This is a genomic window from Mesorhizobium sp. ES1-3, from assembly GCF_020164795.1.
Lineage (GTDB): Bacteria > Pseudomonadota > Alphaproteobacteria > Rhizobiales > Rhizobiaceae > Mesorhizobium.
The window spans coordinates 21754-35267 of sequence record NZ_JAIUGW010000035.1 but is presented as its reverse complement, the minus strand read 5'-3'; the positions used below and the strand labels follow the sequence as shown (position 1 = coordinate 35267).

At 63.3% G+C, this 13514-nt stretch carries 11 protein-coding genes; 8 read left to right on the top strand and 3 right to left on the bottom strand.

Annotation, left to right across the window (positions count from 1 at the left end; all coding sequences use genetic code 11):
- Positions 1-219 precede the first annotated feature (219 nt).
- From LB536_RS29250 to LB536_RS29240, 3 genes are all read left to right on the top strand, one after another.
- Positions 220-1959, top strand: a complete 1740-nt coding sequence (locus LB536_RS29250; RefSeq protein WP_224598578.1) for a relaxase/mobilization nuclease domain-containing protein — start codon at positions 220-222, stop codon at positions 1957-1959.
- Positions 1960-2097: 138 nt separating this feature from the next.
- On the top strand, positions 2098-4083 hold the full coding sequence (locus LB536_RS29245; protein ID WP_224598576.1) for a conjugal transfer protein TraG: 1986 nt from the start codon (positions 2098-2100) through the stop codon (positions 4081-4083).
- Between the two features lie 5 nt (positions 4084-4088).
- Positions 4089-4529: a CopG family transcriptional regulator gene (locus LB536_RS29240; RefSeq protein ID WP_224598574.1), complete on the top strand. Its 441-nt coding sequence runs from the start codon at positions 4089-4091 to the stop codon at positions 4527-4529.
- 93 nt (positions 4530-4622) lie between these two features.
- Here LB536_RS29240 and ehuB read toward each other — a convergent pair whose 3' ends face one another.
- Together ehuB and LB536_RS29230 are read right to left on the bottom strand one after the other, a co-directional pair.
- Entirely contained in the window at positions 4623-5495 is an 873-nt protein-coding gene (gene ehuB / locus LB536_RS29235) for an ectoine/hydroxyectoine ABC transporter substrate-binding protein EhuB (protein WP_224598572.1), read from the bottom strand.
- 256 nt (positions 5496-5751) lie between these two features.
- A complete protein-coding gene (locus LB536_RS29230) occupies positions 5752-6219 on the bottom strand; it encodes an Lrp/AsnC family transcriptional regulator (protein ID WP_224598570.1) in 468 nt (155 codons plus the stop codon).
- Between the two features lie 126 nt (positions 6220-6345).
- On the opposite strand from LB536_RS29230, the gene LB536_RS29225 reads away from it, so the two are divergent.
- From LB536_RS29225 to LB536_RS29215, 3 genes are read left to right on the top strand one after another with little or no spacing between them, the layout of a single operon-like run.
- Positions 6346-8727: a transketolase gene (locus tag LB536_RS29225; protein WP_224598569.1), complete on the top strand. Its 2382-nt coding sequence runs from the start codon at positions 6346-6348 to the stop codon at positions 8725-8727.
- Positions 8651-9796 carry a kinase gene (locus LB536_RS29220; RefSeq protein ID WP_318013521.1) on the top strand — a complete coding sequence of 382 codons (1146 nt, stop codon included), beginning with the start codon at positions 8651-8653 and terminating at the stop codon, positions 9794-9796. The genes LB536_RS29225 and LB536_RS29220 overlap by 77 nt, the downstream gene beginning before the upstream one ends.
- The gene (locus tag LB536_RS29215; protein WP_224598568.1) at positions 9790-10863 is read left to right on the top strand and encodes a PLP-dependent cysteine synthase family protein; all 1074 of its coding nucleotides are present in this window, start codon (positions 9790-9792) and stop codon (positions 10861-10863) included. The genes LB536_RS29220 and LB536_RS29215 overlap by 7 nt, the downstream gene beginning before the upstream one ends.
- On the opposite strand, the gene LB536_RS29210 is transcribed toward LB536_RS29215, so the two are convergent.
- Positions 10858-12120 (bottom strand): threonine synthase, encoded by a 1263-nt coding sequence (locus LB536_RS29210; protein WP_224598580.1) that lies wholly within the window; start codon positions 12118-12120, stop codon positions 10858-10860. The genes LB536_RS29215 and LB536_RS29210 overlap by 6 nt on opposite strands.
- 202 nt (positions 12121-12322) lie before the next feature.
- Here LB536_RS29210 and LB536_RS29205 point away from each other — a divergent pair, with 202 nt between their 5' ends.
- Together LB536_RS29205 and LB536_RS29200 are read left to right on the top strand one after the other, a co-directional pair.
- Positions 12323-12589 (top strand): helix-turn-helix domain-containing protein, encoded by a 267-nt coding sequence (locus LB536_RS29205; protein ID WP_224598567.1) that lies wholly within the window; start codon positions 12323-12325, stop codon positions 12587-12589.
- Between the two features lie 165 nt (positions 12590-12754).
- On the top strand, positions 12755-13483 hold the full coding sequence (locus tag LB536_RS29200) for a LuxR family transcriptional regulator (protein ID WP_140765682.1): 729 nt from the start codon (positions 12755-12757) through the stop codon (positions 13481-13483).
- Positions 13484-13514 lie beyond the last annotated feature (31 nt).

Sequence of the window (13514 nt, the reverse complement as noted above, 5' to 3'; positions counted from 1 at the left end):
ATCGCACCAAAAGAGAGGAACGACGATGTCGAAAAGCTCACCGGAAGCACAACCGATTAAGATGGCAAGATAAAAGGGCGCACATTGTGCGGCGGTCGGTTGGTTGTATTCGCTGCATTTTTCCCCACTTCCCGCACATTGCAGCGCCTCGGCGCAATGTGCGGAGGACATGCAAGTTATTGTATTTGCTTCGCTGTTTGCAGCGTGCGGGCCGCAGCGATGTCCGATGAGCGCGATTTCCGTGTCCGTCCGGGCCGCATTCGCTCGACGCGAGCCCAATCGTCGCGGCCCTTCATCGTCCAGGCGCTGGCGGCCGCTCAGAAGGCTGGCGGTGGCGTGTCGCAGTCCGGCCGGATCAGCCCCGGGAACCGCTCGCAGTTCGGACGCGGCAGGGTGGCCAGCATCCAGGCCAACCGTTTGCTTACCGGCCGCTCCCGCGTCACCACGATCAAGACCCGCGTGGTTCGCCATTCGAAACATAGCGCGCCCCTGGGCACCCATCTCAACTATCTGCGGCGCGAGGGCGTCACACGCGATGACGCGAAAGCCCGCATGTTCGGACCGGAGGTCGACGATGCGTCGACCACGGATTTCGTCGCGCGCTGCAAGGACGACCGCCATCATTTCCGCTTCATCGTCTCGCCAGAGGATGCCGTCGAGATGGCCGACCTGAAGTCCTTCACCCGTGATCTCATGGGTCGCATGCAGAAGGATCTCGGTACGTCACTCGACTGGGTCGCGGTCGATCATTGGAACACCGACAATCCGCATGTCCACGTCATCCTGCGCGGCCGGGCCGACGACGGCCAGGACCTGGTGATCTCGCGCGACTACATCAGCCGTGGCATGCGCGATCGCGCCAGCGATCTCATCACGCAGGAGCTCGGCCCCCGATCCGATCTCGAAATCCGCCGGCATGTCGAGCGTCAGGTCGAGGCCGAGCGGTGGACCGGGCTCGATCGCCAGTTGCTGCGGGACGCGCGCGACAATGGCCTCATCGATCTCGCGCCGCATGCCGATCGCCAGCCTGATGAATTCGTCGCGCCCAAGCTCGGGCGGCTGCGCAGGCTGGAAACCCTCGGCCTCGCCGAGCAGCTCGGTCCGGGCCAGTGGGTTGTCAGCGACAGAGCGGAGGCAACGCTGCGCCAGATGGGTGAGCGCGGCGATATCATCAAACGCATGCATCGTGCATTCGCGGCCCGCGATATCGAGCGCGCGACCGCCAGCTATGTGCTGGCCGCCGAGAACGTCGATGAGAAGACTATCGGCCGGCTGGTCGAGCGCGGACTGGATGACGAACTCAAGGGCACCGCCTATGCCGTGATCGATGGCGTCGACGGCCGCTGCCACCACGTCCGGCTCGCCGATCTCGAGGCGGCGGGCGACGGCGCGCCAGGCTCGGTTGTTGAACTGCGCAAATTTGAGGACGCTCAGGGACGCCGGCGGCTGGCGCTTGCCGTGCGCTCCGATCTCGCCATCGAGCGTCAGGTCGTTGCGGAGGGGGCGACCTGGCTCGACCGCCAGGCGCTTGCCCGTCCTGCCGCGGCTCTTTCCGAGAGTGGCTTCGGCGCCGAGGTGCTCCAGGCGCTCGATCGGCGCGCCGAGCACCTGGTCGGATTGGGGCTGGCCGAGCGGCGGCCGGGCGGTACCGTCTTTGCCGGCAACTTGGTCGACACGCTGCGCCGAAGGGAACTCGACGCGCTGGGCAGCCGGCTCGCGGTCCAAACCGGCCAGCCATTCAACCGCGCCGCCAAAGGCGAATTCGTGTCCGGCACCTACAGGCAGCGCTTCGCGCTCGCATCGGGCCGTTTCGCGATGATCGATGACGGGCTCGGCTTTCAGCTGGTGCCCTGGACGCCATCGTTGGAGCGTCATCTAGGAAATCACGTCTCCGGGGTCATTCGCGGCGACGGCGGCGCCGATTGGAGTTTCGGCCGCAAGCGCGGACTTGGTTTGTGACGGCGCCTTTTACGACGAACCGATCTGACTGCCGATCGCCTGTCTTCCTCACCGACAGCGCGACGCGGCGCGATTGGCGTGATCCGGCTGTTGAATTTCTCCTAAACCTCGCCGACCTCGGGAGCGAGGAGAAGCGAGATGTCGGGAACAAAAGTCCTCTGGGGGCAAATCGTCCTCGTCTTCCTGATCGTGCTCGTCACGATCTGGGCCTCGACGCAATGGTCGGCCTGGCAGCTGGGCTATCAGGAGCGGCTGGGGGCGCCGTGGTTCGTCATCGGCGGGATGCCAGTCTATTACCCGCCCGCCATCTTCTGGTGGTGGTATTTCTACGACGCCTATGCGCCGGGCATCTTCGTGCGCGGCGGTCTGATTGCCGCCTCGGGCGGTTTCATCGCGATCGCCATGGCGATCGGCATGTCGCTGTGGCGTGCCCGCGAGGCGACGAAGGTCGCGACCTATGGCTCCGCGCGCTGGGCCGAAAGGAGCGAGGTGCAGGCGGCAGGCCTGCTTGCCCCCGACGGCGTGGTGCTGGGGTGCTTTGGATCTCACTATCTGCGCCACGATGGGCCCGAGCATGTGCTTTGCTTTGCGCCGACGCGCTCGGGGAAGGGTGTCGGCCTTGTCGTGCCATCGTTGCTGACCTGGCCTGGCTCGGCGATCGTCCATGACATCAAGGGCGAGAACTGGAGCCTCACTGCCGGTTTCCGCGCCCGCCACGGACGGGTGCTGCTGTTTGATCCGACAAACGCCAGGTCGGACGCATACAACCCTTTGCTCGAGGTTCGTCGCGGTGAATGGGAGGTCCGCGACGTCCAAAACATCGCTGACATCCTTGTCGACCCGGAAGGCTCGCTTGAACGGCGCAATCATTGGGAAAAGACGAGCCACGCGCTCTTGGTCGGCGCGATCCTGCATGTGCTCTATGCCGGGCCGGATAAGACACTGGCCGGCGTCGCGGCGTTCCTGTCCGATCCGAAGCGGCCGATCGAATCGACCTTGTCAGCCATGATGACGACGCCGCATCTGGGGGAGGGCGGCCCGCACCCGGTGATCGCGAGCGCCGCCCGGGAACTTCTGAACAAATCCGACAACGAACGTTCCGGCGTGCTTTCGACCGCGATGTCCTTCCTCGGGCTCTATCGCGATCCGGTGGTGGCGGAGGTGACCCGCGCTTGCGGCTGGCGCATTGCCGACCTGGTCGCCGAGGCTCGTCCAGCGACGCTCTATCTCGTCGTGCCGCCGTCCGACATCAGTCGCACCAAACCGCTGATCCGTCTCATCCTCAACCAGATCGGCCGCCGTCTGACCGAGGATCTGCACGCCAGGACGAATCGCCATCGATTGCTTCTGATGCTTGACGAATTCCCGGCGCTCGGAAGGCTCGACTTCTTCGAGTCGGCGCTCGCTTTCATGGCCGGCTACGGGTTGAAAAGCTTCCTGATCGCGCAGTCCCTCAACCAGATCGAGAAGGCCTACGGGCCGAACAATTCGATACTGGACAACTGCCATGTGCGCGTCAGCTTCGCGACCAACGACGAGCGCACTGCCAAGCGCGTGTCGGATGCCCTGGGCACGGCAACCGAGCTGAAGGCGATGAAGAACTATGCCGGTCACCGGCTCTCGCCATGGCTCGGTCATCTCATGGTTTCGCGCTCGGAGACGGCGCGACCATTGCTGACGCCCGGCGAGATCATGCAATTGCCGGCTGGCGATGAGATCGTCATGCTGGCCGGCACGCCGCCGATCCGGGCGAAGAAGGCGCGCTATTTCGAAGACCGGCGATTGCGGGAGCGCATTCTGCCGCCACCGCCTGTCACGGATCGAGCCGAGCCGGAGCCTGACGATTGGACGGCGCTTCCATTGCCGCTTCCGCCACCGGATACGGGAGCCGCAACTGTCATGGCGAAAACCCAGCAGGAATCGACCGAGTCCGAGCTGCGACGTCAGCCCGAACTCGATCCCCTTCTCGGGGCTGTGGCGGAGCCACCGCTCGTCAACGAATTCGAGATCGACGCGCCTGACGAGGCCGATGATCTGGCTGCGAGCAGCAGCCGGATGGCTCGCCTTGTTCGGGGCGTGGCGCGTCAGATCGCGCTCGATCCGGACGACGGCATGGGGCTGTGACGACTGTGGCGGCAAGCAAGAAAAAGGTGCAGATTTCCGTCTATCTTGATCCTGCAGTGATGGCGGCGCTCCTCGAATATGCCGCCCGGCGCGATCGCTCGCAGTCGCTCATCGCTGAAGCGGCGATCGCCTCTTTCCTCTCTCCGGATGCCGACGCGCAACGCGAGGCGGCGATCTCCAAGCGTCTCGACCGGATCGACCGCCGGATCGCGCGGCTGGAGCGCGATGTCGGCATCTCGGTCGAAACGCACGCGGTATTCATCCGCTTCTGGCTGGCCACCACTCCGGCGCTGCCTGAGCCGATGGCCCAGGCAGCGCGCGCCAAGGCAAGCGAGCGTTATGAAGCTTTCGTTTCCGCGCTTGGCAGGCGCCTAGCCAAAGGACCGAATTTGCGGCAGGAGCTTCCCGACGACGTCGAGCCTTCCCGCGATCCGGAACAAACGTGATCTGAAGGGGTGTTGGCGGACCGTGGCGCCGCCCGAGCTCGCGCGGCGCCTCCAATCCTGCTGATGCCAGCGCCTTCGGCCGCCGAGCGCTGGTCAGTTGGCGGCACCGCACAACTGCGACGTCGTCAATCCTGGCGGCACGTTTTCCGTGGGACCAAATCCGTACTTCGCCATGATGGTGGCAATCGTGCCGTTCGACATGACTTTTGCAAGGCCCTGATTGTAAAGGTCGCGCAGGTCGCCATCATCCTTCCTGAACGCGATCGCGATGTAGCTGATCGACTTCTCGTCGGTCGTGAATGGGTTGGCCCGCTCCAGATCGGGGCTCTTTTTGCCGGCCAGCAGCCCGATCACCGTCGGGGAAGAGAATACCGCGGCGTCGATGCGGCCGGCGCGCAGTGCCGCGATGTTGGTCTCGATGTCGGGAAACTGCAGGATGCGATCCCCAGGGACGCCCTCGGCGACGGCGTTCTGGATGACGTTGCTGCCGCGGCCGCCGCCCATGATCGTGTCGGATTTCTTGGCAAGATCCGCATAGCTATGGATCGCCTTGGGGTTGCCGGCGAGTACGATCGCCGCGTCGTCCGACCTCAGGTCAGGAGCACCGAAGGCGACCTGCTGACATCGCGGCGGTGTTATCGACAGGCCGGACGCCACGGCGTCGAAACGCCCGGCCATCAAGCCAGGGATCAACGCACCGAACTCGGTGACCTCGAAGTCGATCTGCTTGACCCCGAGATCGGCGAACGCAGCTTTCAGCAGGTCCGGGTGCCAGCCGAGCAACTCGCCGGTTCCTTCCTTCTTGTAGCCCCATGGCGAACGGTTGTGGATGCCGATGACGATCCGTCCGTCCTTCAAGACGCGTTCTTTTGTCGTCTCCGCCGCGGCCGGCAACACAGATCCAACAACCGCGGCATAGACGATGCAGGCAAGGCCAATGGCGGCCGATCGGGCTCGAAATTTCATCGTGCAGTCCTCCCAAGAGATTGAGTTGCGCGCAGGCGTTCCGCCTCAGCCGCTCAACGCTACGTTGACGAGCGCCAAGTCGTCAATATAGATGTACAAAATATGTACATAATATTGCGAGCGCAGTAATGAGAGGCGCTCTCGCTCGTAGCGCGAGGGCATTACATTTGTGCGTGAATGGCGGTCGAGTTGACGCCGCCCCCCAATCTCGCTTCCAGCCGCCGGGCGCGATGACCGACGCAGAATACCCGGCCGATCAGATAGGCAAGACTTCCGAGCGCTTGACCTGGCCGAGGGCGAAGCTGCTTTCGATGGAAGCGATGTTGTCCAGCCGCGTCAGCTTGTCCTTGATGAACCGCTCATAAGCCTCGAGGTCGCGCACCACGATGCGCATCAGGTAGTCGCGCTGGCCGGTCATCAGATAACAGTCGACAACTTCCGGCCAGCGCAGCACGGCTTGCGAGAAGCGGTCGAGATCGTCTTCGCGTTGCCGTTCAAGCTTGATCGACGCGAAAGCACTGATCGGCAAGCCGAGCTTCTTCTGGTCGACGACCACGGTGTAGCCCTTGATGACGCCGGCGCTCTCCAGCAGCCTGACGCGCCGCGCGCAAGGCGAGGGCGACAGACCGACGGCTTCGGCGAGGTCGTTCGTCGTCGCCTTGGCGTTTTTCTGCAGCGCGGCGATGATCTTCAGGTCGATTGCGTCAAGCGCCGGCTTTGGCATGTTTCCCTCGACTGCACGTGATTATTGGCCGGATCAGCCAATATCATCGATCGCTGCGCGCAAGAATAGTCACATTCGGAAGATCGAGGCAGCTATCGTTGAGCCGCGATTTCACAGGAGCCGACGATGACGATCCTTTCCGAGCTTGAGCGCAAGGTTCTCTGGCTGGCTGTGTGGATGATCCATCACGCCAATCATGTCCGAGGGGCGGAGGACGGCCTCAAGGTCGGGGGCCACCAGGCATCGTCGGCGTCCGCCTCGACCTTGATGACGGCGCTCTATTTCCAGATTCTGAGGCCGCAGGACCGCGTTGCCGTCAAGCCGCATGCGAGCCCCGTTTTTCATGCCATCCAGTATCTGTTTGGTAAGCAGACGCTCGAGCAGCTGCAGAATTTTCGTGGCTATCACGGCGCGCAGTCCTATCCGTCCCGAACCAAGGATATCGACGATGTCGATTTCTCGACCGGGTCGGTTGGACTGGGCGTGGCGCAGACCCTGTTCTCCTCCCTGGTCCAGGATTATGTCAGGGCAAAAGGCTGGAACACGGACCGGCCGGAGGGCCGGATGGTCGCCCTCCTCGGCGACGCCGAAATGGATGAAGGCAATATCTTCGAGGCGCTTCTCGAAGGCTGGAAGCACGGCCTGCGCAACACATGGTGGGTCGTCGACTACAACAGGCAGAGCCTCGACGCGGTGGTGCGCGAAGGCCTGTGGCAGCGTTTCGAATCCATTTTTCGCAACTTCGGCTGGGATGTGGTGATCCTTAAGCATGGAACATTGCAACAGGCCGCCTTCGAGGAAGAGGGCGGCGAAAAGCTGCGGGCCTGGATCGATGCATGCCCCAATCAGCTCTATTCCGCGCTGACCTTCCAGGGCGGGGCTGCATGGCGCAGGCGCCTGCTGGACGATCTGGGCGATCAGGGCCCGGTCACGCGTCTGATCGAGACGCGCAGCGACGAAGAGCTTGCCGCCCTGATGGCAAATCTCGGCGGCCACGATCTGGCGAGGATCATCGATGCCTTCGAGGAAGCGCGCGGGCATGATCGCCCGACCTGTTTCATCGCCTATACGATCAAGGGCTTCGGCCTCCCGCTGGCCGGCCACAAAGACAATCACGCCGGACTGATGACACCGGCGCAAATGGAAACTCTGCGACAGAGCATGAATGTCCGCGGGGGGCGTGAATGGGACCTGTTCGAGGGCCTCGCATACGATGAGACCGCGATCCGGTCCTATCTCACATCGGTTCCTTTCGCGCAGGCGGTCCCGCGTCGCCACCAAGCCCCTGCTGTTCCGGTGCCAGCGCGGATCGGCTTCAGCGCCCAGGCCTCGATGTCGACACAACAGGGTTTCGGGCTTTTGATGCACGAGATCGCCAAGTCGGACAGCGACTTTGCCAAGCATGTCGTTACCACGTCCCCCGACGTCACGGTGTCGACCAATCTCGGGGCATGGGTCAACAGGCGGGGTCTGTTCGCGCGCGCCGGGCAGGCGGACGTGTTCCGTGAAGAACGCATCCCCTCCACCTTCAACTGGACCTTTTCGCCGTCGGGACAGCATTTTGAACTGGGCATCTCGGAGATGAACCTCTTCACGATGCTTTCGGCGCTGGGCTTGTCGCACTCGCTTCACGGGGAGCGCCTGCTTCCGGTCGGAACGCTCTACGATCCGTTCATCGAGCGCGGCCTCGATGCGCTCAACTATGCCTGCTACCAGGACGCCCGCTTTGTTCTGGCGGCGACGCCCTCAGGCGTGACGCTGGCGCCCGAAGGCGGAGCGCATCAGTCGATCGCCACGCCGTTGATCGGCATGGCGCAGGACGGCCTGGCGACGTTCGAGCCGGCCTATGCCGACGAGCTGGCAGTCATCCTGCGTTGGGCATTCGACTACATCCAGCGTTCGGGGGAGGGCGAGCCCGACGCCCACACCTGGCTGCGCGATCAGACCGGAGGTTCGGTTTACCTCAGGCTCTCGACGCGATCTATAGAACAGCCGGTCCGGCGGATGGAGGACCAGCTGGCGCGCGACATCGTCGATGGCGCCTACTGGTTGCGCAAACCCGGGCCGAACGCCGACGTGGTGATCGCCTATTCGGGGGCTGTCGCGCCGGAGGCGGTACAGGCACTGGGGTTGATGGCCGGAGATCGGCGCGATGTCGGCCTTCTGGCCGTGACCTCGGCCGATCGGCTGAACGCCGGATGGTCAGCCGCCGCCCGGGCGCGCCAGTATGGCCATCCGCGCGCCTCCAGTCATGTCGAGCGCCTGTTGGCCGGTCTCCCGGCCTCATGCGCCATCGTGACGGTGTTGGACGGGCACCCCGCGACCCTGGCCTGGCTGGGATCGGTGCATGGTCATCGCACGCGTGCCCTGGGCGTCGAGCATTTCGGCCAGACCGGTACGATCGCGGATCTCTACCGGCATTACGGTATCGATGCGCAAGGTATCATGGCTGCGGCGCAGTCGGTTTCGGCCGGCAGGCCGCTGCGGCACCTTGACTCCGCCGCATGACGATCGATCACGCATCCCCTCCCGGCCGGCTCGTTCGATAAAAAGCCGTCAATACCGGAATTCCTTGAGGGCAGGTGTCAGCCGTCGGCGCCATCCTCCTCCGCTGCGAGAAAGCGCGGGGGAGATGAAAATGGCTGGCGCCGGCGATCTTATGAGCCATGAAACGCTGCGGCCGTCGATGGGGACGGGAGCGGCGATTGCGCATCACGGCGAACTCATCCAGGGCGTCTTCAAGGATGATGGCGGGCGCCTTCATCGCGGGCTCGTCACGCTGCCGATCGCCGGTTTGAGGTCCGAGGCGACCTTTGCCAAGAGCGACGGCAATGCGGTCTTTGTCCACCCCGATCACAAGGTCAAGGCGTCGGCAGCCGCGCGGCTCACGCTCGATTTCTTGAACGTCGCCGGCGGTGGCGAGCTGTCGCTTCAAAGCTCGATTCCCGTGGGGCACGGCTACGGCTCATCGACCGCGGACGTCGTCGCTTCCATTCGCGCAGTCGCCGCGGCCTTCAAGGTCCAGTTGCGGCCCTCGAGCATCGGGCGTCTGGCCGTTGCCGCCGAGCGCGCCAGTGACGCGATCGCCTTCGACGACCACGCGGTCCTGTTCGCGCAACGCGAAGGCACGGTGATCGAGAATTTCGGAGGCTCCCTGCCGCCGCTGCTTCTGGTCGGGTTCAAGGCATGCGGTGGCGTCCCGGTCGACACATTGCAGCTGCCGCCCGCGCGCTACGACAGTGCCGAAATCCAGGAATTCGGCGTGCTTCGGGCGCTGGTGGCGCGGGCGGTTCGTCTTCAGGATCCATATCTTCTCGGAGGCGCCGCCTCGGCCAGTGCCTTGATCAGTCAACGGCACTTGCCGAAACAGGGCTTCGACGAGATCGCCGAAATCGCCAGGCGGGCCGGGGCGTGCGGGGTGCAAGTCGCCCATAGCGGCTCGTTGTTCGGTCTGATTTTCGATCTTTTCGCATCGAATCTGAAGCGACGGGCGGCCCTGGTCGCACAGCAGATAAGACGCGCCGGCTTCAAGGATGTCGAGGTCCATCTGGTCAACGCGGAGGGCTGGACATGGTGAGCCTCGACGTTGACTATTTCAGGGACCTTGAAACCCCTCGGCTTGCGCTCCTGGCGCCAAATTTAGTGGCGGCCGCCTTTCCGCTGATGAAGCTGATGCCGGCCCGCTACATCCTGGATCGGGCGGCGTCGAATGGCGAACTGAAGGCAGGCTCCCACATTGTCGAGACGACGTCCGGCACGTTCGGCATGGCGGTGGCGCTGCTCGCAGCGGCACGTGACTATCGCCTGACCCTCGTCACCGCTTCAACACTGATCGATGCCAAATACAAAGCCCGCCTGGAGCGCATCGGCGCCACGGTCATCGCGCTTGACGATGCGCGCGGCGACGGGAATCAGCCTGGCCGGCTTGAGCGCCTGCAGGAAATCCTGGCCAAGGAGCCGGACGGCTTCTGGACCCGCCAATACGACAGTCCCGGTAACTGGCTCGCCTATGCGCGGCTGGCTGAATTTTTCATCCGGGCAGTGGGCAGGGTTGACTGCCTGGTCGGCTGCGTCGGTACGGGCGGCTCGCTATGCGGCACAGCGTCCTTTCTGCGAACGGTGTTTCCCCATCTGACGGTATTCGCCGTCGATACCCATCGCAGCATTCTGTTCGGGCAGCCCGTCGGCAAACGCATGCTGCGGGGCTTGGGCAACAGCGTCCTGCCGAAAAACGTAAGACATGAACTTGTCGACGAGATCCATTGGGTCGGCGCCTATCCGGCGTATATGGCCGCGCACCGCTTGCTGCGCGAGCAGGGAATCTTCATGGGGCCGACCAGCGGCGCCGCCGCGTTGGTGGCGCAATGGGTTGCAACCACGCTTCCGGACGCGCAGGTCGCGGTCATCATGCCTGACGAAGGCCATCGCCATGTCGAGACCGTCTACAATGACGATTGGCTCCGGTCCCTGCCTGGCTGGCCCTGCAAGGAACTGCCTGAGCCGAGGACGCTGACGACAATCGCACCGGCCGCGGAGACGCAATGGACACGCTTCCTTTGGTTGCGTCGCAGTCTCGACGATGTGCTGAAAGCGCAGGCACCGGGTGAGGTGCCGCCGGCTATCGGCGCTGTGGAAAATCTATGAAACGAGATCCAGCCCGCTTCTGTCGAGCCAGCGCCAGGCGTCGTCCGTCGTCTGGAAGATCTGATCGTGTTCGTTCGATCCAGCGGACCGATCGAGGTCCTTGAGACCGCTGGCTGTCACGACGGCCACGACGCGGTCTGTGGCTGCGATGATACCTTGGTCCTTGAGCGTCGAAATGGCGATTAGCGGCGTGACCGACGCCAGTTCGGCAAAGATACCTTCGTCCCGCGCAAGCCGTTCCTGCATCGCGATCAGCCCGTGATTGTTGACGGGGACGGCGTGCCCGCCGGAGTCGCGCAGAGCCTTAAGCGCCTGAAAGGTGCTGCGCGGGGTGCCGATCGAAACGGCAAGGCTGTCGAAGAGCATTTTGCGTTCGCTCAAGGCATCGGCGCCGCTGGCGAGGGCGTCCGCCAAGGACCCGTGCACCTCTGCGGCGACGAGACGGGGCAGCCGCGTGATCGACCCTTGCGCGTACAGCTCGCAAAAGCCGGCCCACACGCCTGACAATGCATCGCCATAGCAAACCGGCAGGACGCACCAGTCCGGCGCAGTCCCATCCGATTGCTCGACGATCTCGTAGGCGATCGTCTTGTAGCCCTCGATGCCGAGTGGATGGCTGCCGACAACTGGACCGTGATAGGGCGAGGCGATGAACCAGTCGTAGCGGGCAGACGCCTGTTCCAGCATGGACCATCGGTCCATTTTGCTGACCAGGGGCAGGACCGTCGCGCCATATTTTCGGATCTGCGCCAGCATCGCGCCGGCGGAGTCCGCGAAAGTGGTGACGACGCATTTGAGCCCGGCTCTAGCCGCGTAAGCCGCCAGCGAAGCGCCGGCGTTTCCCGATGAGGCGGTCGCGACGATCTTCGCGCCGCGTGCGCGCGCCACGCTGACCGCGATGGTCGAGAAGCGGTCCTTGTGCGACCAGGTCGGGTTTCGGCCTTCATCCTTGATTGCAAGATCCGGCACGCCGAGAAACGAGCCGATACGCGGCGCCGCAAGCAAGGGTGTCAAGCCCTCGCCGAGGCTCACGGCATCCGCGGCTGTGCAAGGCAGCATGTGCGCAAAGCGCCATAGCGAGCGCGCGGCAGTGGCGCCGTCCAAAAGGGGAGGGTGCGGGGCGACGTAAACCGGCCGAAGATTTGCCGGCGCGGTGTCTCGGCACCGCGCGCACCCTTTGGAGTCGATGGTGACGTTGGCGGGATAGGCAGCGCCGCATCGGATGCAGGCGAACTCCAGGACCCGGCTTTTGTCCATATCGGGACGGCTGATCTCGCCTGAGGGGTGTGCGGACATGTCGTGCGCGAGGTCGCGAAATGGCCGGCTCGCCATGGCTATTCCTTGTCCAGGAAACGATGAATTCGCTGGTTGTTTCAAACAGCCAACAGCGCCGCTGTCAATGCGGAATGTGCACTATAGTGTGTCGCACCATAGTGCGCGTCGTAGCATCCGTTGTTTGATGAAACTTCGCGGGGTTTTTGGCCTGAACGTGCAGCGGCTTCGGAGAGAGAGAAAACTCTCTCAGGAGCAGTTGTCTTTCGTTTCGGGCCGCACGCGAGCCTATATCAGCAGCGTCGAAGCCGGACGGCGCAACGCCACCCTGGACACAGTCGAAATTTTGGCCAAGGCATTGAATGTCGACCCGCAAGAGTTGGTTTCGGCAAGCCCGGCCAATAAGCGAGCTATTCGGGTGACGAAACCTGCCGCTTCAAAGACGGCCGACTGAAGCCAGCCGGCATCAATGTAGTAATGATCGGATTTTCACTTATCTCACCTTCGTGACAGGTGATTGACTCCTTTAGTGTACATTCGATGCGTGTCCTATTGAAGATTGTATCTGAACACGCATAGGTTGTTCTGCGGGTAGGGCCTGAGTGTAGTCGAGGCTGCCATGGAGAACGAAATTGTTGTTGACCTCTTTGCGGCGATCTCGAAGATCGACACTGCGCTCTCGGCTGATGCAATCCTTCAAGAGTTCCGCTCAGCCCTGGCACGCTACGGATTGCGCAGTTTTCTGATCACCGGCCTGCCCGTGCCGCACGATACAGACTGGCAGCGGGAAATCCTGGGCGATGGCTGGCCTCTCGACTGGTATCGTCGCTACGTGTCCGAGGATCACTTTTTGCACGATCCTTGCGTTGCGCAGTGCCGGCACTCGCCAGAGCCCTTCCTGTGGCGCGAGCTTCCCGCCGCAAAGCTGTCGACACGCGCGAAGCTGGTGATGGACGAGGCAGCTGAATTCGGGATGAGAGAAGGTATCTGTGTCCCCATACACGTGCCTCTTTCGGGTCCCAGTGTCGTCACCGCGGCGAGCGACGGGATGGAAGTTGCGCCACGCGAAATGCCCGTTATCGAGACGCTTTGCGTGCACACTTTTCGGAGCCTCTCGGCGCTGGGAACGCCGGGCGATGGCGATGAGCCCATGCCTTTGACGGCGCGTGAGCGCGAACTTCTGGAGTGGAGCGCACAAGGCAAGTCCACCGACGACATCGCTTGTATCCTGGGCGTCACCAGGAACACGGTCGAAAGCCATCAGCGCAACATTCGAGGAAAGCTCGACGCGATAAACGTGTCCCATGCCATCGTCAAGGCGCTGCGACGGCAGGAAATCCAGATTTAGCAATACCTGAATACCGTCATACGTACCGCAA

Bases quoted from the DNA above. Each gene is read 5' to 3' on its own strand.
- ehuB (WP_224598572.1), bottom strand. From the start codon at position 5,495: ATGAAATTTCGAGCCCGATCGGCCGCCATTGGCCTTGCCTGCATCGTC.
- LB536_RS29250 (WP_224598578.1), top strand. From the start codon at position 220: ATGTCCGATGAGCGCGATTTCCGTGTCCGTCCGGGCCGCATTCGCTCG.
- LB536_RS29200 (WP_140765682.1), top strand. From the start codon at position 12,755: ATGGAGAACGAAATTGTTGTTGACCTCTTTGCGGCGATCTCGAAGATC.
- LB536_RS29230 (WP_224598570.1), bottom strand. From the start codon at position 6,219: ATGCCAAAGCCGGCGCTTGACGCAATCGACCTGAAGATCATCGCCGCG.
- LB536_RS29210 (WP_224598580.1), bottom strand. From the start codon at position 12,120: ATGGACAAAAGCCGGGTCCTGGAGTTCGCCTGCATCCGATGCGGCGCT.
- LB536_RS29220 (WP_318013521.1), top strand. From the start codon at position 8,651: ATGCGCAAGGTATCATGGCTGCGGCGCAGTCGGTTTCGGCCGGCAGGC.
- LB536_RS29205 (WP_224598567.1), top strand. From the start codon at position 12,323: ATGAAACTTCGCGGGGTTTTTGGCCTGAACGTGCAGCGGCTTCGGAGA.
- LB536_RS29215 (WP_224598568.1), top strand. From the start codon at position 9,790: ATGGTGAGCCTCGACGTTGACTATTTCAGGGACCTTGAAACCCCTCGG.
- LB536_RS29225 (WP_224598569.1), top strand. From the start codon at position 6,346: ATGACGATCCTTTCCGAGCTTGAGCGCAAGGTTCTCTGGCTGGCTGTG.
- LB536_RS29245 (WP_224598576.1), top strand. From the start codon at position 2,098: ATGTCGGGAACAAAAGTCCTCTGGGGGCAAATCGTCCTCGTCTTCCTG.